We start from the raw sequence: 18,933 nt of genomic DNA, 5'->3' as shown, positions 1-18,933 counted from the left end.
TTCAGGGTAGGTTCGGGGACGGCCCGGTAAACGCCCGGCCGGACCGGAACTTGTGACAGGTCCTCACCAAACGGACGGCCGCTCTCAGGGGGTGCCGCGCGGGATCACCGGGACGGTCGGCCGGGAGTAGTCGGCCGACGCGGAGGGGGTCGCCGCACCGCCCCGGTCCACGCCGGTCGTGGCCGGCGGCACCGGCTCCTGACGGTGGGAGGAGCCCCGGTAGACCGCCGAGAAGGCGAGCGCGACCATGCCGATGCCCATCACCAGGGCGAGTATCCAGGCGACGGGGCGGTGCCAGCGGACCGGCCCGCCGTACGCGCCCGGGGTGCCGTGCTCGTCCTCCAGGACGTCGGCGTCGTCGTCCGGGTCGTCGTAGCAGGGGTCGTGCCGGTAGCCGCGGTACCCGTCGTCGTAGCGCTCACCGCGCGCACGGGAGCGGCGGGCCTCGGCCTCGGAGGCCTCGGCTCTCGCCTGGGCGGCGGCCAGGAGGCGCTCGACGGCGGTCGGCTCGTGCACCTGGGCCGCGCTCACGAAGGCCTCGTCGAAGACCACGGAGGCGAACTCTTCGTCCGACACCCCGCGGTCGTGGTCGTCGTCGGGCTCCCAGCCGTCAGGGAACGGCGTGCCCCCCACGTCCTCCGGCACGGATCCAGAGTAGACCTGGGGGGTCATTTTGGGCAGACGGTATGGAAATTCATCCGTCTGCTGAGACGCGCCCGGCCGCCGGGTGTGCGTTTCCTCAGCGCCGTACGTGGCCGTCGCCGGTGACGATGTACTTCGTGCTGGTCAGCTCGGGCAGGCCCATCGGGCCGCGGGCGTGCAGCTTCTGTGTGGAGATGCCGATCTCCGCGCCGAAGCCGAACTGGCCGCCGTCGGTGAAGCGGGTGGAGGCGTTCACGGCGACCGTGGTGGAGTCCACCAACTGGGTGAAGCGGCGGGCGGCCTGCTGGGACGTGGTGACGATGGCCTCGGTGTGCCCGGACGTCCACAGCCGGATGTGCTCGACGGCCCGGTCGAGGGAGTCGACGACGGCGGCGGCGATGTCGTGGGAGAGGTACTCGGTCTCCCAGTCCTCCGTGGTCGCCTCCACGACGGTGGCACGGGAGTCCTTCGCGTACGCCATCACGCGCTCGTCGGCGTGCACGGTCACCCCGGCGTCGGCGAGGGCGTCCAGGGCGAGCGGCAGGAACTGCGCGGCGATGTCCTGGTGGACCAGGAGGGTCTCGGCGGCGTTGCACACCCCGACCCGCTGGGCCTTGGAGTTGACCAGGATCTCGACGGCCGTCTCCAGGTCGGCCGCCGCGTCGACGTAGACATGGCAGTTGCCGGTGCCGGTCTCGATGACCGGGACGACGGACTCCTGGACGACCGTGTTGATCAGGGAGGCCCCGCCGCGCGGGATGAGCACGTCGACCAGGCCCCGGGCGCGCATCAGCTCGCGCACGCTGTCGCGGCCCTCGCCGGGGACCAGCTGGACGGCGTCGGCGGGCAGGCCCGCGCCGTGCACGGCGTCGCGCAGCACCCGCACCAGCGCGGTGTTCGACCGGTACGCCGAGGAGGAGCCGCGCAGCAGGACCGCGTTGCCGGACTTCAGGCAGAGGGCGGCGGCGTCGACGGTCACGTTCGGCCGGCCCTCGTAGATGATCCCGACGACACCGAGCGGCACCCGGACCTGGCGCAGGTCGATGCCGTTGGGCAGCGTGGAGCCGCGGACCACCTCGCCGACCGGGTCCGGCAGCGCGGCCACGTCCCGTACGTCGGCCGCGATGGCGCGCACCCGCTCCGGGGTGAGGGTGAGCCGGTCGATCATGCCCTCGCTGGTGCCGGCCTCACGGGCCTTGGCCACGTCCTGGGCATTGGCCTCGACGATCTCGCTCGCGCGGACCTCCAGCGCGTCCGCGATGGCGAGCAGCGCGTCGTCCTTGGCGGCACGCGGCAGCGGCGCGAGGGTGGCGGCGGCGCCCTTGGCCCGGTAGGCGGCCTGGTTGACCGGGGACATCGAGTCGTACGGCGAGAGCGTGGTCATGGGGGAAGGGTAGTGCGGCCGGCGGGGACCACCGGCCGTCATCCCGCACCATGAGACACGGTTCAGAACGGGTGGACACCGACAGGGGAGGCCAGGACCGGCCCGTATCCCGCGGCGACGCGCTGGTGATAGGTGCGCCGGTCGATCACCTCCAGGCCGACGATCTCCCAGGGCGGCAGCCCCGCGGTCTGCCGGTGCTCGCCCCACAGGCGCAGCGCCACGGCGGCCGCGTCGTGCAGGTCGCGGGCCTCCTCCCAGTAGCGGATCTCCGCGTGGTCGTCGGCGTAGCGGCTGGTGAGCAGGAAGGGGTGGTCGTGGGCGAGCTGCTCCAGGGCCCGCCGGACCTCGGTGACCGGGGCCGGCGCCCCGGAGACGCTGAGAGTGACATGCCACAGGCGCGGGAGGTCCCCGGGGTCGCCGCCCGGGAAGCGGTCGCCGGCCGGGACACTGGCCAGGGCGCGCTCGTCGCCCGCCGCACGGGAGCCGGAACCACCGTGAGACGCCGTCGTACCGGGGCGCACTCGTCTCACGAGGCCTCCTCCACACGCGGACCGCCCGGGGGTCGGGCGGGCTTGTCCCTGCGACAAAGTGGAGCAGGCCGCCGGGGATCGCGGGGCGATTTTGCGGAACGTCCACCACCGAGGACGGACGTTTCGCCACATTACGGATGCAGGACCACCAGATCGTCCCTGTGTACGACCTCGCGTTCGTACTCCGGTCCGAGATCCCGGGCGAGCTCATGGGTGGAGCGGCCGATCAGAAGGGGGATCTCCTTGGCGTCGAAGTTGACCAGCCCCCGCGCCACCGCCCGTCCCTCACGGTCCCGCAGCTCCACCGGGTCGCCCGCGCTGAACTCCCCCTCGACGCCGGCGATCCCGGCCGGCAGCAGGGACTTGCGGCCCTCGACGACCGCGCGCACGGCACCGTCGTCCAGGGTGAGCGAGCCCTGCGGGGTGGAGGCGTGCTGGAGCCAGAGCAGGCGGTCGGCGGAGCGGCGGCCGGTGGGGTGGAAATAGGTGCCCGTGTCGCCGCCGGAGAGGGCTTCCGCCGCGTGGACCGCGCTGGTCAGCACCACCTGGATTCCGGCGGCGGCGGCGATCCGGGCCGCCTCGACCTTGGTGACCATGCCGCCGGTGCCGACGCCCGCCTTGCCGGCGCTGCCGATCTCGACGTGGGCGAGGTCCTCGGGCCGCCTCACCTCCGCGATGCGCGAGGTGCCGGGGCGGGAGGGGTCGCCGTCGTAGACGCCATCCACGTCGGACAGCAGCACCAGCAGGTCGGCGCGGACCAGGTGGGCGACGAGGGCGGCGAGCCGGTCGTTGTCACCGAAGCGGATCTCGTCGGTGGCGACGGTGTCGTTCTCGTTGACGATCGGGAAGGCGCCCATCGCCAGCAGCTTGTCGAGGGTGCGTGAGGCGTTGCGGTGGTGGGCGCGGCGGCTCATGTCGTCGCTGGTCAGCAGCACCTGGCCGACCCGCACGCCGTAGCGGGCGAAGGAGGCGGTGTAGCGCGCGACCAGCAGCCCCTGCCCCACGCTGGCGGCCGCCTGCTGACGGGCGAGGTCCCTGGGGCGGCGGCGCAGCCCCAGCGGGGCGAGCCCGGCGGCGATGGCGCCGGACGAGACGAGCACGACCTCGCGCTCCCCCCCGCTGCGCACCTTGGCCAGCACGTCGACGAGGGCGTCCACCCGGTCGGCGTCCAGACCGCCCGCCGCGGTGGTCAGCGACGAGGAGCCGACCTTGACGACGATCCTGCGTGCCTCGCCCACGGCCTGCCTCGCGCCTGCCACCTTGCCGCCCGTCCCCTCGTGCCGATCACTTCACCCGTCAGGCAATCTACGCGAAGCAGAGCGAAGGACGCTCGGCCGTCCAGGGTCCGGGACGGGGGCCGCGGCACATAGCAGATCCGCGCGCCGGGGCTTCCCGGACACGCGCGTGTCGTACGGAGGCCGGTGGGCGTTAACCCGGGCGCACGCCCACGACGACCCTGGAGTGACCGCAGTGCCCGATCCCACGTCCCGTCGGCGGTTCAGGGCGGGAGTCCGCCGCCACCGCTCCCCACTGCTCCGTCCGCCCGGCGGTACCGTCCTCGCCCACGCCCTGGTGGCGGCCGTCCTCGTCGGCGCCTGCGCCGTCCAGGCCGTCGCGGCCCTGTCCCCGCATGTGCCGCTGCTGGTCGCCGCGACCGCCCTGTCCCTGGTCGTCGAGGGTGTGCTGTACCGCTGGCAGCGGGGCGTGCTGTCGGTGTTCGCGAAGGCGCACGCGGACATCACCGTGCGCCATGTGCTGCGCGATCTGCTGCTGGTCGTGGGTCTGCTGCGGCTCGGGGAACACGACCGGGAGACGCGGTACGCGGCCGTCGTCGCGGGGCTGCTCGCGTTCTACGCCCTGCACTGCGCGGTCCAGGCGGTGTCCGTACTGGTCCGCCGTACCCGCACGCTGCCCGTGGTGACCCGGAACATCGACGCCTCCGCGCTGCGGCTCTCCCCCGCCCCGCCGCTGCTGCTGCGCCGCCCGGGACACCGGCTGCTGGTGTTCGGCCTGCCCGCGACGGCCGGACTGGCGGCGACGGCGGTGAGCGACGACACCCGCTGCGCGGCGGCCGGGGTGGCGCTGTCGCTGGTCCTGGCCCTGGCCGGGCTGGGCGCCCTGCTGCTGCGGCTGCTGCCCGGGCGGCGCCCGGCCGGCGAGCAGGAGGTGCTCGACTGGTTCGACGCGTGGCTGGCGGAGTACCGGCCGACGGTCGGTCTGTACTTCTCGGGCGGGGTGTCCTCCGCCTACCAGGCCGACATGTGGCTGGAGCCGCTGGCCCGGCTGGACGCCCGGCCGGTGATCATCCTGCGGGAGCGGTTCATGGTGCCGAGGATCGCGGCGACCGACATCCCGATCGTGTGCCTGCCGAAGGTGCCCACGCTGATGCGGCTCGAGCACTCCACGCTGCAGGTGCTCCTGCACCCCTCCAACTCCGGCAAGACCTCGCAGGTGCTGCGGATCCCCACGATCAAGCACGCCTTCGTCAACCACGGAGAGAGCGACAAGCTGTCGTCCTGCAATCCGTACGCGAAGGCGTACGACGAGGTGTGGGTGGCCGGTCCGGCGGCGCGCGAGCGGTACGCGCTGGCCGAGGTGGGGGTCGAGGACAAGGACGTGGTCGAGATCGGCCGGCCCCAACTGGAGACCGTGCGCCCGTACGCGGGCCCGCCCGCCGGGCGCCCCACGACCGTGCTGTACGCGCCGACCTGGGAGGGCTGGGACGGCAACCCGGGCAACACCTCGGTGATCGCGGCCGGTGAGAACCTCGTGCGGGCGCTGCTCTCGGTCCCGGACGTGCGGCTGCTGTACAAGCCGCACCCGCTGACCGGCTCGGTGGACCCGCGGGCGGGCGCCGCGGACCGCCGCATCCGGGAGCTGATCCGGGCGGCGAACCGCTTCCGTTGCTCCGCGCCGTCGGCGGAACTCGCCCGTCTCACGGCGGAGTTGGACCGTCTCACCAGCGCCGAGTTCCGGGCGGCCGCCGACCAGGCCGAGCGGATGCTGGCCCAGTGCGCGCCCACGCCGGGCCGGGCGGAGGCGGTGGCGCGGGTGAGGGCGGCCTGGGAGGAGGCCTACTGGGCGTCGTGCCCTCAGGACGAACACCGGATCATCGACGACGCCCGCCCCTCGCTCTACGCCTGCTTCAACGTCGCCGACCTGCTGATCAGCGATGTGTCCAGCGTCATCACCGACTTCCTGGCCGGCGGCAAGCCCTACGCGGTCGCCAACACCGGCGACCTCCCCGAACCGGCGTTCCGCGCGGCCTTCCCCACGGTGGCGGCGGCAACGGTCCTGACCCCGGACGCGACGGGGCTCCCGGCGCTGCTGGAGTCGGTGCGCGACCCGGAGAAGGACACCCTCTCCGAGGCCCGCGCGCAGTTGAAACTGCGGCTGCTGGGGCCGGCGGAGCCCACGTCCCAGCAGCGCTTCGCAGCGGCGGTGCGGGCGCTGTGTGCAGCCGCCGAGGGACACCGCGGGCGGATGGCGGTGCGCCAGGACGCCGAAGTCCCGGGCCAGCGGCGGGAGTACGAGCCGCACGTCACGGCTCCGCCCGCGGGTCTGCCGTCCGGGGCGGCGTCACGGGGATAGGGCCTGTCCGGCGGATCATGCCCCGCGTCTGCGGCGTGATCCGAACGACAGACCCTGAGCCCGTTCCGACTACCGCCGGTGCCGCCAGCCCCGCCAGGCCGACTCGATCATCTCGTCCAGGCCGTGCTGGGCCGTCCAGCCCAGTTCCTCGCGGATGCGGTCCGCCGAGGCCACCACACGGGCCGGGTCCCCGGCGCGGCGGGGCGTCACCTCGGGGGCGACGTTCTCGTTGCCGGTGGCCTTGAGAATGCGGTCGACCATCTCACGTACCGAACTGCCCTCGCCGCGGCCGATGTTCAGGGTGAGTGCGGTGCCCTTCGGGGCCTCGTCGAGGCGGCGGGCGGCGGCGAGGTGGGCGGAGGCGATGTCCTGGACGTGGATGTAGTCGCGGACGCAGGTGCCGTCGGGGGTCGGGTAGTCGTCGCCGAAGATGCGGGGCGCCTCGCCGGCCTCCAGCCGCTCGAAGACCATGGGGACGAGGTTGAAGACCCCGGCGTCGGACAGCTCCGGGGAGGCCGCGCCCGCCACGTTGAAGTAGCGCAGGGAGGCGCCGCGGATGCCGTACGCGGTGGCCGCGGCCTTGATCAGCCACTCGCCGATGAGCTTGGTCTCTCCGTACGGGCTCATCGGCGCGCAGGGGGTGTCCTCCGTGACGAGGTCCACATCGGGCATGCCGTAGACGGCGGCGGAGGACGAGAAGACGACCTTGTCGACGCCGGTGGCGGACATGGCCTCCAGGAGCGTCTGCAGCCCGGTGACGTTCTCGCGGTAGTAGTGGAGCGGTCGCTCCACGGATTCGCCGACCTGCTTCTTGGCGGCGATGTGCACGACCCCTGTCACAGCATGGTCACGAATTGCCTGCTCCAGCAGGTCACGGTCCCCGACGCTGCCGACGACCAGAGGCACTCCGTCGGGCACCCGGTCCCTGCTGCCCGTGGACAGGTCGTCGTAGACGACCACGGACTCGCCGCCGTCGCGCAGGGCACGCACCACATGCGCGCCGATATATCCGGCCCCACCGGTGACCAGCCAGCTCATGCTCATGCCTCCAAGGTCGCAGTCACTGCATGCAGAGTGTTCCGCGGGCCCCGGAAAATCGAATCCGGCCATTGGTGCGGAACGGAATCAACGGGTTGGACCGGACACCGGCGTGCGGGCACAGTCTGCCCACCGGCGGCGAACAAAAAGCGCCTGGAATCGGTCGATTCCGTCATGGGCCGGTCGTCGGGCGGCGGGCCACCTCCCCCACGGAAACCCCGCGTGAATCCTTTACGCTGATGCGGCGACGCCCTCCAGGTCCATGCATGCCCGGAGCGCGGCCAGGCCCCAAGCCCAAGCGCACGCGGTCAGTTCTCGGAACAGGTTGTAAGGATGCCCAGACTCTCCCTCGTTGTCCCTGTGTACAAGGTGCAGGGCTATCTGCCCGAGTGCCTGGATTCCCTCCTCGGGCAGGACTACACGGACTTCGAGATCATCGCCGTCGACGACTGCTCGCCGGACGGATCGGGCGCCATTCTGGACCAGTACGCCGCGAGAGACCCGCGCATTCATGTGATTCACCTCACCGAGAACGTGGGGTTGGGCCGCGCGCGCAACGCGGGCCTGGAGCGCGCCGAGGGCGACTATGTCCTGTTCCTGGACAGTGACGACACGCTGTCCGACGGTGCGCTGGCGGCGATATCCGACCGCCTCGACGCCACCGGGGACCCCGAGATACTCGTCTACGACTACGCGCGCACCTACTGGGACGGAGAGGTCCGCCCCAACCAGCGGGCGGACCTGCTCAGCAGCGAGGGCCCGGACGTCTTCCGCCTCGCCGACCGCCCCGAGCTGCTCAATCTGCTCCAGATCGTCTGGAACAAGGCCTACCGCCGCGACTTCATCGCCCGCACCGGCCTCACCTTCCCGGCGGGGTACTACGAGGACGCCCCCTGGACGTTCTGCTCGATGATCAGCGCCGAGAGCATCGCCGTACTGGACCGCGTCTGCGTTCTGTACCGGCAGCGCCGCGAGGGCGGCAACATCCTGAAGACGGTCAGCCGGAAGCACTTCGACGTCTTCGACCAGTACGGCCGGGTCTTCGACTTCATCGCGGCGCACCCGGAACTCGACGAGTGGCGCGGCCCGTTGTTCCGCAAGATGGTCGACCACTATCTGACCGTGCTGGAGCGTCCGGGCCGGCTGCCGCAGTCCGCCCGCGCGGAGTTCTTCCACCGCGCCTCGGCCGACTACCGCGCCCACCGGCCCGAGGGCTTCCAGCGTCCGGCCGGCGGCCGCGGCCACAAGTACGCGCTGCTCGAGCGTGACGCGTACGCGGCCTTGGCCGGTGCCACCGCCGCCGTGAAGTTCCGCCGGAGGGTCAGGAATCGTGCGGCGGCCGCGCTCAGCCGGTCCAAGCGCAGCGCGGTCGGCATGTTCTACCAGTCGCAGCTGCGGCTCCCCCTCGACGAGAACCTCGCACTGTTCTCCGCCTACTGGAGCCGCAGCGTCTCCTGCAATCCCGCGGCGATCGACGCCGAGCTGGCCCGGCTCGCCCCCGGGATCCGCCGTGTGTGGGCCGTCCGGCCGGACGCGGTGGACAGCGTGCCCGAGGGCGTGGAGTACGTCCGGGTCGGCTCGCGCGAGTACTGGGCGGCCGTGGCACGTGCCAAGTACCTCGTCAACAACGTGAACTTCGCGGACTCGGTGGTGAAGCGGCAGGGCCAGATCCATCTGCAGACGCACCACGGCACCCCGCTGAAGACGATGGGCCTGGACCAGCAGAAGTACCCGGCGTCCACCCACATGAACTTCGCCAAGCTCCTCCAGCGCTGCGACCGCTGGGACTTCAGCCTCAGCTCCAACCGCTTCTCCACCGCCGTGTGGGAGCGGGTGTACCCCTGCTCGTACACCAGCCTGGAGACCGGCTACCCGCGCAACGACTTCCTGGTGAACGCCAAGGCCGAGGACGTGCGCCGGGCCCGTGCCGCGCTGGGACTGACCGCCGGCACCCGGGCCCTGCTGTACATGCCCACCCACCGCGAGTACCAGCCGGGATTCACCCCGGCCCTCGACCTCGCGCGGCTCGCCGACGAGCTGGGCCCCGACGTGACGCTGCTGATCCGCGGCCACTACTTCTACGGCAGCTCCCCCCACGTCGACGAACTGCGCCGCAGCGGCCGTATCGTCGACGTGTCGGGCCACGGCCGGGTGGAGGAGCTGTACCTGGCCGCGGACGCGCTCATCACGGACTACTCGTCGGCGATGTTCGACTACGCGGTCCTCGACCGGCCGATCATCATCTACGCCCCCGACTGGGACATCTACTCCGCGGTCCGCGGCACCTACTTCAACCTGCTGGAGGAGCCGCCCGGTTCGGTGGCCACCACCCAGGCCGAGCTGATCAGGCTGCTCGGCTCGCGGGAGTACGAAGGACCGGACGCCGCCGAGCGCCGCGCGGAGTTCCGGCTCCGTTTCTGTGAGTTCGACGACGGTCACGCAGCCGAAAGGGTGGTGCGGCGCGTCTTCCTCGGTGAGGAGAGCACGCTGCCGTTCGTCCCGTTCACCGAACGCCCCCACGCACCGACCCCCGACCAGGCGCTCGAACTGGTCGAGCGGGCCTGACCCCCCGGAAGGAGACCACCAAGCCATGGCCCCTCGGCTCAGTGTCATCGTCCCCATCTACAACGTCGAGCGCTATCTGCCCGCGTGCCTGGACTCGCTCGCCGCGCAGACCTTCCGGGACCTCGAGGTCCTGATGGTCGACGACGGCTCCCCCGACGGCTCCGCGGCCATCGCCGAGACGTACGCGAGCCGCGACGAGCGCTTCAAGCTGATCCGCAAGGAGAACGCCGGACTCGGCGCGGCCCGCAACACCGGCATCCAGCACATGTCGGACGCCTCGGAGTACCTCACCTTCGTCGACAGTGACGACCTCATCCCGCCGGACGCCTACCGGCAGATGATCGGCAGCCTGGACGATTCCGGCTCGGACTTCGCCACCGGCAACGTCTTCCACCTCAAGGGCGAGAAGACGTGGCAGGTGCCGTTGCTGAAGATGCTCGCCGGTGAGGCCCGCAAGGGCACCCACATATCCAAGTACCCGAAGCTCATAGCCGACCGCATCGCCTGCAACAAGATCTTCCGGCGGAGCTTCTGGGAGAAGGAGAGCTTCGTCTTCCCCGAGGGGATCCTCCACGAGGACATCCCCGTCGTGCTGCCCGCCCACTACCGGGCGGCGGCCGTCGACATCATCGGTGAGCCGACGTACTTCTGGCGGCTGCGCGAGGGCGAGTCGGCCCCCTCGATCACCCAGCGCCGCAAGGAGCCCCAGGCCATCCGCGACCGGGTCACCGCGGTGAGCATGGTCAGCGACTACCTGGCCCAGCAGTCGGGCCCCGAGTTCGCCGAGTACAAGCGCCAGTACGACGACCGGGTGCTCCGCGACGACCTGCGGCTGTTCATGCGGGTGCTGCCTGACGCCACCGCCGAGTTCCACGAGGCGTTCCTCGAGGCCGCCAACCGCTACCTCGACATGGTGGACCCGAAGATCGTCATGGCGCTGCCGACGGATCTGCGGGTGCAGTGGCTGCTGGTCCGCAAGCACGCCATGCCGGAGCTGATCGCCCTGCTGGCCTCGCAGCGCCGCAAGGAGCCGGTGGAGGTCTCCGGCACCTTCCGCAAGTACGCGAGCTTCCGCACGCTGGAGGAGAGCGGCTTCGACCTGCCGAAGGCGGCGCTGCGCATCGACGGCGACCTGGACCTGCGCGCCCCGCTGCGCTCGGTGACCTGGCAGGACGGCAAGCTGGTGCTGTCCGGCGACGCCTACATCGACAAGATCGACGTGTCGACCAAGCGGAGCAGCGTCAAGATCGTCCAGCTGAAGCGCAACGGCTCGCGCCGGCGCGTCTTCCTGCCGGCCAAGAACGTCCACCGGCCCGAGTGCACCACCGACTCCGGTCAGCAGCGCTACAACTACGACTGGGCGGGCTGGGAACTGGCCCTCGACCCGGCGAAGCTGCGCAAGGGCGGCACCTGGCAGGAGGGCCTCTGGCACGTCGGCATCAATGTCTACGCCTCCGGTCTGGTGCGGCGCAGCGGCGTCTGGGCCCGCGGCGGTTCGGCCGCCAACTTCCCGCCGTACCAGTGGCTCGACGAGGACTTCCGGCTGCTGCCGACCGTCGAGCGCAGCGCGCTCAAGCTGCGCATCGAGAAGGTGCGCGCCCTGATCACCGACCGCCGACTGGACGGCGACGCGGTGGAGATCAGCGGTGACATCCGCGTTCCGCTGCAGTCCGGGGAGACGGTGACGTTCCGTCTGAGCCACGGCAAGAGCGGCGAGGTGCGCACGTACCCCGTCGAGGTGGCGCAGCAGGGCAGCACGGCGACCTTCGTGACGAGGGTGCCGCTGGCGGACGTGGCCCTGCTGAGCACCAGCACGGTCGACGACCAGGCCCAGCCGGACCGCCGCCGGTGGAGCACGGTGCTGGTGGCCACCGCCGGGGACGGCACGGAGCGCCAGTTCAGCAGTGTCGTCCGGGAGGGCCTGGAGGACCTCTCCTTCGACCTGCCGGCCTCCTTCGGCGAGGAGGGCGCCCACCGTGAGATCGCCCTGACGTCCGGCCACAACGGCTATCTGAAGATCACCGGTCGCACCCGCCGTGCCGTGATCACGGACGTCGGCCTGGAGGACGGCAAGCTCGTGGTGCGCGGCCGCGGCAGCCGGGAGCTCGTCGGCTCCGACCTGGTCCTCAAGGCGACCAACCGCTACGACGAGCGCACGGCGACGGCCGACTGGTCCGAGGACGGCACGTTCACCGTGGCCTTCGACCCGTCGGTGATGGGCGGTTCCGGTCAGGTGCCGCTGAAGGCGGGCCGCTGGAACCTGCTGCTCCGCTCCTCCAACCCGGACGTCCCGGACGCCCAGTTCGTCATCGACCGGCTGGCCCTGCCTCGGTTCCCGCTGCACAGCGTGCTGGGCGGCCGCCGCTACTGGTTCGAGAACCGCTGGAGCGACTACCCGCAGCTCAACTGCCGCTCCGAGCTGAGCGACCTGGAGCGCGGCCCGTACCGCCAGCTCCAGCTGCGCCGCGAGGTGTACGAGCCCGGCCGCCGCCAGCCGTTGCGCGACCAGGTGTTCTTCCTCAGCTACAACGGCAAGCAGTACTCCGACAGCCCTCGGGCGATGCACGAGGAACTGCTGCGCCGCGGCAGCGACATGAAGTTCCTGTGGGCCGTGCGCGACGGCCAGGTGGTCCTGCCGCCCACCGCGGACAAGGTGCGCATGTGGGGCCGTGAGTGGTTCGAGGCGCTGGCCACCTCCCGGTACATCGTCACCAACGGGCACCTGCCCGAGTGGGTGGAGCGCCGGCCCGGCCAGGTCATCGTGCAGACCTGGCACGGCACGATGCTGAAGAAGATCGGCCACGACATCGAGACGCTGTACTTCGACCGCGAGTACCAGAACCGTCTGGCGCTCGAGGCGAAGAACTGGAGCCTGCTGGTCTCCTCCAACCGGTTCTCCACGCCGATCCTCAAGCGGGCCTTCTCCTACGACGGGGAGATCCAGGAGGCCGGTTACCCGCGCAACGACTACCTGTACTCGCCCGACCGCGACAAGATCGCGGAGAAGGTGAAGGAGACGCTCGGGATCCCGAGCGGCAAGAAGGTCGTGCTGTACGCGCCGACCTGGCGGGACGACCAGTCGCACAGCGCCGGCCAGTACCTGTTCGATCTGCGGATCGACCTGGACGACGCCCGTCGCCGTCTGGGTGACGACCATGTGCTGCTGATCCGGCGTCACTCCAACGTCGTCGACGCCGTGCCCGGCGCCGGCAACGGCTTCGTGTGGGACGCGTCGGAGTACCCGGACATCGCCGACCTGTATCTGGCGGCGGACATCATGATCACGGACTACTCGTCGGTGATGTTCGACTACGCCCACCTGAAGCGGCCGATGCTGTTCTTCACGTACGACCTGGAGCACTACCGGGACACGCTGCGCGGCTTCTACTTCGACTTCGAGAAGGACTCGCCCGGACCGCTGATCTCCACCTCCGGGGAGCTGGTCACGGCGATCCGCGACATCGACAAGGTGTCGGCGGAGTACAAGGAGCGCTTCGCGCGGTTCCACCACCTGTTCTGCGACCTCGACGACGGCGAGGCCTCGAAGCGGGTCGTGGACCGGATGCTCGAGCAGGCCAAGGAGGTCTGAGCGGGCCCGCTCCGGAGCAGATAAGGGCGACGGCCGGACGCGATGCGTCCGGCCGTCGCCCTTTCGCGCTTCCCCGGCCGCTGTCGTCTCAGCGCCCGGCCTTCCCGGCCAGGGCCACGGTCAGGGCGCGGATCCGGCCCCGCAGACGCGGGCGCGGGCGCGCGTGCGGTACCGGCGGGGCGGACGGGATCTCCGGCGTCGGCCGCGGTCGGGGCACCAGGGCGCACAGCGCGGTGAGCTCCTCCTCCGCCCCCTGGGAGAGCAGCAGGCAGCGCAGCCGGGAGAGCGGCGGCAGCTCGGCCACCAGTTCCGGTGGGGCGTAGTCGCGCAGCAGCTGCCCGGCGAGCTGCACATGCAGGGCCCGTGTCGCGTCCGGCAGCTCCGCGAAGGGCTCCTTGAAACGACCGAGTATCTCCAGGGTGACCCAGCGGTACACCAGGCTGTTGCGCCGGCTGCCGGGCGGCACATAATCCACGACCACGCCCAGTACGTCCCGCAGGTTGGCGTAGAAGGGGCCGGGCTCGGGAGCCTCGTGGGTCAGATGGGGGAAGCCGTCCCGGTGGATCAGGTGGTAGCAGTCGTAGTCGGCCACCACGGACATCGACCGGGCGTGCAGATAGGCCGGGACAACGAACATCTGCTCCTCGGCCAGCCGGACCCCCTCGGCGAAGCGCAGCCGGTGCTCCTCGACGAGGGAGCGCCGGAACAGCTTGTGCGCGGTGAGGGTCCACACGGCCTTGCAGGAGAAGACGTCCCCGCCCTCGACGTTCTTGCGGAACGGTGTGATGGGCGCCTTGCGGCCCACTCCCCTGATGCGTCCGAGCACCACGTCCGAGCCGTCACGCCGGGCGGCCCCCACCATCCGTTCCAGCGCCTCGGTGCCGAGGCGGTCGTCGGGATCCGCGAAGAACAGGAACTCGCCGGTGGCCGTCTCGATGCCGCGGTTGCGCGGCCCGCCCGGGGCGCCGGTGTTCTCCTCCAGACGCACGACGCGGACGCGCCCGGGGTGACGTGCCGCCCAGGCGTCCAGTAAGTCCGCGCTGCCGTCCGTGGACGCGTCGTCCACGGCGACGATCTCGAGGCGGTCGAATCCTAGGGACTGGTCCGCGATCGACTGCAGACATTCCTCGAGATAGTCACCCGCGTTGTAGACCGGGATGACCACGGATACGGTGGGCTTCGGTACGGGCTCGGTGTTCACAGTGCTCCCCCCCATGAGCAGCGTTTCTGATCACCGTAACTCCCGATTTTTCCCGTCCCGTTTCGAGAACCCGTCGGACAATGCAAGATCTCGTAACAGCTGACGCTCGGTCAATTCCCGCGGACGGGGGAGGACATGGCGGTGCCCCGGGCCGATGACTCGGCCCGGGGCACCTCCCGCATAGAGCGTCCGGGACCTAGAACGGCTCGAAGTCGTCGTACTCCCGCTCGGCCTCGTCCCGTTCCGCCTGGCGGTCGCGGCGGCGCTGCGCGGCCGGGCGGGGCGCCTCGAACCGGTGGTCCTCGCCGCGGCGGCCGAGCATCTCCGCACCGGCGGTGAGGGTCGGCTCCCAGTCGAAGACGACGGCGTTCTCCTCGGGTCCGATGGCCACGGCGTCGCCGACGCGGGCACCGGCCTTCACCAGCTCCTCCTCGATACCGAGGCGGCTCAGCCGGTCGGCGAGGTAGCCGACGGCCTCGTCGTTGTTGAAGTCGGTCTGGCGGACCCAGCGTTCGGGCTTCTCGCCGCGCACCCGGAACAGCGGCTCCCCGCCGACCTCCTCGCGGGTGACGGTGAAACCGGCGTCGTCGACGGCCTTGGGCCGGATGACGATCCGCGTCGCCTCCTCCTTCGGCTTGGCGGCACGCGCCGCCGCCACCAGCTCGGCGAGGGCGAAGGACAGCTCGCGCAGCCCGGTGTGGGCCGCGGCGGACACCTCGAAGACGCGGTATCCGCGCGCCTCCAGGTCCGGCCGCACCATCTCGGCGAGGTCCTTGCCGTCGGGTACGTCGATCTTGTTGAGGACGACGATCCGCGGCCGGTTGTCGAGACCGCCGTACTGCCGCAGCTCCTCCTCGATGATGTCGAGATCGGAGACGGGGTCACGGTCGGACTCCAGGGTGGCGGTGTCCAGCACATGCACCAGCACGCTGCACCGCTCGACGTGCCGCAGGAACTCCAGGCCCAGCCCCTTGCCCTGGCTGGCGCCCGGGATCAGCCCCGGCACGTCGGCGATGGTGTACACGGTCGAACCGGCGGTGACGACACCGAGGTTGGGCACGAGCGTGGTGAAGGGGTAGTCGGCGATCTTCGGCTTGGCGGCGCTGAGCACGGAGATCAGGGACGACTTGCCGGCGCTCGGATAGCCCACGAGCGCCACGTCCGCGACGGTCTTCAGCTCCAGCACGATGTCCTGGACGTCCCCCGGCTCACCGAGGAGCGCAAAGCCGGGCGCCTTGCGCCGCGCCGAGGCGAGGGCGGCGTTCCCGAGCCCGCCGCGTCCGCCCTGGGCGGCGACGTACGAGGTGCCGTGCCCGACCAGGTCGGCGAGGACGTTACCCGCCTTGTCGAGCACCACGGTGCCGTCCGGCACGGGGAGCACCAGGTCCTGGCCGTCCTTGCCGCTGCGGTTACCGCCCTCGCCGGGCTTGCCGTTGGTCGCCTTGCGGTGCGGCGAGTGGTGGTAGTCGAGCAGCGTGGTCACGGACTGGTCGACGGTGAGGATCACATCGCCGCCGCGTCCGCCGTTGCCGCCGTCGGGGCCGCCGAGCGGCTTGAACTTCTCGCGATGGACGGAGGCACAGCCGTGGCCTCCGTTACCCGCGGCGACATGCAGTTCGACGCGGTCCACGAAGGTGGTCATGGTGGGATGCCTCCATCAGAGGGTGAGACGTACAGGTGCGCACGTATTTCTGTGCTCTTTGGTTAACACGCGAAAGGCGGACCCGCCTTCCCGACCGGGAAGTGAGGTCCGCCTCGCGAAACGAACGGTCTAAAGCCTGGATCAGGCGACCGGAACGATGTTCACGACCTTACGGCCACGGCTGGTGCCGAACTGCACCGAACCGGCCTGCAGCGCGAACAGCGTGTCGTCGCCGCCACGGCCGACGCCGGCGCCCGGGTGGAAGTGGGTGCCGCGCTGGCGGACCAGGATCTCGCCCGCGTTGACGACCTGACCGCCGAAGCGCTTCACGCCGAGGCGCTGAGCGTTGGAGTCACGACCGTTACGGGTGGACGATGCGCCCTTCTTGTGTGCCATCTCTTCTCAGTCCCTTACTTCGCAGCCGCGGGGATCTCAGTGACCTTGATCGCCGTGTACTGCTGGCGGTGGCCCTGACGACGGCGGTAGCCGGTCTTGTTCTTGTAGCGCAGAATGTCGATCTTCTGGCCCTTGTGGTGGTCCACGACCTCGGCCTGGACCTTGATGCCGGCCAGCACCCACGGGTCGCTGGTCACGGAGTCGCCGTCGACGACGAGCAGGGTCGAGAGCTCGACCGTGTCGCCGACCTGGGCGGTGGAAATCTTGTCAACCTCGACGATGTCGCCGACAGCAACCTTGTGCTGGCGACCACCGCTGCGCACGATGGCGTACACGCGGATCTCACTCTCTCACTCGAAGAACGGCACCCCCGCAGGCCAGCCGCCCACGCACACACGCGGACGACCTCTCCCGGTCGCGGCCCGCGTCCGGGAGGAAGAGGTTTACGGGGATGTGGCGGTCCCGATGGACACGCCGACGATCCAGGTTACGGGGCCCGGCCCAGCAGGGTCAAACCGGACCCCCACCGTCAGCCGCCGACCGACGCGACGTAGTCCGCGTAGGCGCCCTTGATCTGCGCCGGCGACAGCTCCAGATGCTCCAGGATCGTGTAGCGGCCCGGGCGGGTCTCCGGGGCGAAGCCGACGGCGCGGACGAACTCCTCGTCGTCGAAACCGATCTCCCCTGCGACGACCGGCAGCCCGTGCCGGCGCAGCGCGTCGGCCATCATCCGGGAGCTCTCATGGTCGCCCCGCAGATGCATCGCGAACGCCGCGCCGATGCCGACCTGCTCGCCGTGACTGGCGGCACGCCGGGGATACAGCAGGTCGAGCGCGTGGCTGATCTCGTGGCAGGCCCCGGAGGAGGGCCGGGTGTGCCCCGCGATCGACATGGCGATCCCCGACAGCACCAGCCCCTCGGACAGCACGGTGAGGAAGCCGTCGTCGCCGCAGCCGCCGGGGTGGCGCAGCACCGCCTCACCGGCCTGCCGCGCCATGGCGGCGGCGAGGCCGTCGACCTTCTCGCCGTTCACGCGGTGGGACAGTTCCCAGTCGGCGACCGCGGAGATGTTGGACAGCGCGTCCCCGATCCCCGACCGCACGAACCGGATCGGCGCCTCGCGTACCACCGCGAGGTCGATGAGCAGCGCGATGGGCGTGGGCACACCGTACGAGCCGCGGCCCGCGTCGTTGTCCAGGATGGAGACGGGCGAGCAGATGCCGTCGTGCGAGAGGTTGGTGGCCACGGCGACCATGGGCAGCCCGATGCGCGCGGCGGAGTACTTCGCGCAGTCGATGACCTTGCCGCCGCCGAGTCCGACGACGGCGTCGTAGCGGCCGGACTTCATCTTGTCGGCCAGCCGGACCGCGTCGTCGATGGTGCCGCCGCCGACCTCGAACCAGTCGGCCCCCGGCAGGGCGGGCGACAGCCGCTCCCGCAGCCGGGCCCCGGAGCCGCCGCTGATCGCCACCGCGAGTCTGCCCGACTGCGAGATCCGCTGGTCCGCGAGGACGGTCGCCAGGTCGTCTAGGGCACCCGGGCGGATGTCGACGACGACCGGCGAGGGAATGAGCCGGGTCAGTACTGGCACGCGATCTCCCGTCCACGGGCGAGGTCGTCGTGGTTGTCGATCTCGACCCACTTGACGTCACCGATCGGCGCCACGTCGATCCGGAAGCCGCGGTTCACCAGCTCCTGGTAGCCGTCCTCGTAGTACAGCTGCGGGTCGCGCTCGAAGGTGGCCTTCAGCGCGTCGGCCAGCTCCCCGGCCGCCTCGCCCTCGATGAGCGTGACACCGATGTACTCACCGGTCGCCTCGGAGGGGTCCATCAGCTTGGTGATCCTCGTCATCCCCTTCTCCGGGTCGACGACGACCTTCATCTCCTCGTCCGCGAGCTTCTTCACCGTGTCCAGCGCGAGGATGATCTTCTTGCCGTCACCGCGCGCGGCGAGCAGGGTCTTCTCCACCGAGACCGGGTGCACGGTGTCGCCGTTGGCGAGGATCACACCGTCCTTGAGGGCGTCACGGCCGCACCACAGCGAGTAGGCGTTGTTCCACTCCTCGGCCTTGTCGTTGTCGATGAGCGTCAGCTTCAGCCCGTACTTCGCCTCCAGGGCCGCCTTGCGCTCGTACACGGCCTCCTTGCGGTAGCCGACGATGACACCGGCCTCCGTCAGCCCGATCTCGGCGAAGTTGGCGAGGGTCAGGTCCAGGACCGTCGCCCCGTCCGGGTCGCCGTCCGCGCCCACCGGCACCAGCGCCTTGGGAAGCGTATCGGTGTAGGGGCGCAGACGGCGTCCGGCACCGGCCGCAAGCACGAGGCCTATCATCGCGGTTTTTCTCCTTACGTTCCC

The 18,933-nt window shown here is 70.8% G+C and carries 14 protein-coding genes; 3 read left to right on the top strand and 11 right to left on the bottom strand.

The annotated features are described in order from the left end of the window. Positions 1-84: 84 nt before the first annotated feature. The 4 genes from AB0L56_RS18160 to proB form a co-directional block, all read right to left on the bottom strand. Positions 85-672, bottom strand: coding sequence for a hypothetical protein (locus tag AB0L56_RS18160; RefSeq protein ID WP_365424444.1), 588 nt, complete (start codon positions 670-672; stop codon positions 85-87). Positions 673-739: 67 nt separating this feature from the next. Continuing rightward, a complete protein-coding gene (locus AB0L56_RS18155) occupies positions 740-2,026 on the bottom strand; it encodes a glutamate-5-semialdehyde dehydrogenase (protein WP_365424442.1) in 1,287 nt (428 codons plus the stop codon). A gap of 62 nt (positions 2,027-2,088) precedes the next feature. Continuing rightward, positions 2,089-2,547, bottom strand: a complete 459-nt coding sequence (locus AB0L56_RS18150; RefSeq protein ID WP_361023421.1) for a hypothetical protein — start codon at positions 2,545-2,547, stop codon at positions 2,089-2,091. A gap of 140 nt (positions 2,548-2,687) precedes the next feature. After that, on the bottom strand, positions 2,688-3,815 hold the full coding sequence (gene proB, locus AB0L56_RS18145) for a glutamate 5-kinase (RefSeq protein ID WP_365424440.1): 1,128 nt from the start codon (positions 3,813-3,815) through the stop codon (positions 2,688-2,690). 313 nt (positions 3,816-4,128) lie between these two features. Between proB and AB0L56_RS18140 the strand changes: the two genes are divergently transcribed. Then, positions 4,129-6,147: a hypothetical protein gene (locus AB0L56_RS18140; protein WP_365424644.1), complete on the top strand. Its 2,019-nt coding sequence runs from the start codon at positions 4,129-4,131 to the stop codon at positions 6,145-6,147. Between the two features lie 69 nt (positions 6,148-6,216). Here AB0L56_RS18140 and galE read toward each other — a convergent pair whose 3' ends face one another. Next, positions 6,217-7,185: a UDP-glucose 4-epimerase GalE gene (gene galE / locus AB0L56_RS18135; RefSeq protein ID WP_365424642.1), complete on the bottom strand. Its 969-nt coding sequence runs from the start codon at positions 7,183-7,185 to the stop codon at positions 6,217-6,219. A 333-nt stretch (positions 7,186-7,518) separates the two neighbouring features. On the opposite strand from galE, the gene AB0L56_RS18130 reads away from it, so the two are divergent. Together AB0L56_RS18130 and AB0L56_RS18125 are read left to right on the top strand one after the other, a co-directional pair. Next, positions 7,519-9,750, top strand: a complete 2,232-nt coding sequence (locus AB0L56_RS18130; RefSeq protein ID WP_365424438.1) for a CDP-glycerol glycerophosphotransferase family protein — start codon at positions 7,519-7,521, stop codon at positions 9,748-9,750. A gap of 25 nt (positions 9,751-9,775) precedes the next feature. Beyond that, a complete protein-coding gene (locus tag AB0L56_RS18125; protein ID WP_365424436.1) occupies positions 9,776-13,339 on the top strand; it encodes a bifunctional glycosyltransferase family 2 protein/CDP-glycerol:glycerophosphate glycerophosphotransferase in 3,564 nt (1,187 codons plus the stop codon). 88 nt (positions 13,340-13,427) lie between these two features. On the opposite strand, the gene AB0L56_RS18120 is transcribed toward AB0L56_RS18125, so the two are convergent. From AB0L56_RS18120 to AB0L56_RS18095, 6 genes are all read right to left on the bottom strand, one after another. Then, positions 13,428-14,540, bottom strand: a complete 1,113-nt coding sequence (locus AB0L56_RS18120; RefSeq protein ID WP_365424434.1) for a glycosyltransferase family 2 protein — start codon at positions 14,538-14,540, stop codon at positions 13,428-13,430. 196 nt (positions 14,541-14,736) lie between these two features. Further along, positions 14,737-16,182, bottom strand: coding sequence for a GTPase ObgE (obgE, locus tag AB0L56_RS18115; protein WP_361023158.1), 1,446 nt, complete (start codon positions 16,180-16,182; stop codon positions 14,737-14,739). Between the two features lie 141 nt (positions 16,183-16,323). Then, positions 16,324-16,578: a 50S ribosomal protein L27 gene (gene rpmA, locus AB0L56_RS18110; protein ID WP_006132816.1), complete on the bottom strand. Its 255-nt coding sequence runs from the start codon at positions 16,576-16,578 to the stop codon at positions 16,324-16,326. A gap of 14 nt (positions 16,579-16,592) precedes the next feature. Next, complete coding sequence (gene rplU, locus AB0L56_RS18105; RefSeq protein ID WP_010041937.1) at positions 16,593-16,913, bottom strand: 50S ribosomal protein L21; 321 nt, start codon at positions 16,911-16,913, stop codon at positions 16,593-16,595. A gap of 194 nt (positions 16,914-17,107) precedes the next feature. Continuing rightward, positions 17,108-18,169, bottom strand: a complete 1,062-nt coding sequence (locus AB0L56_RS18100; RefSeq protein ID WP_365424431.1) for an iron-containing alcohol dehydrogenase family protein — start codon at positions 18,167-18,169, stop codon at positions 17,108-17,110. After that, entirely contained in the window at positions 18,157-18,909 is a 753-nt protein-coding gene (locus AB0L56_RS18095) for a phosphocholine cytidylyltransferase family protein (RefSeq protein WP_361023165.1), read from the bottom strand. The genes AB0L56_RS18100 and AB0L56_RS18095 overlap by 13 nt, the downstream gene beginning before the upstream one ends. Positions 18,910-18,933: the final 24 nt, after the last annotated feature.

It is taken from the genome of Streptomyces sp. NPDC052079 (genome assembly GCF_040680275.1).
GTDB lineage: Bacteria > Actinomycetota > Actinomycetes > Streptomycetales > Streptomycetaceae > Streptomyces.
This window is presented reverse-complemented; position numbering and strand designations above follow the sequence as displayed.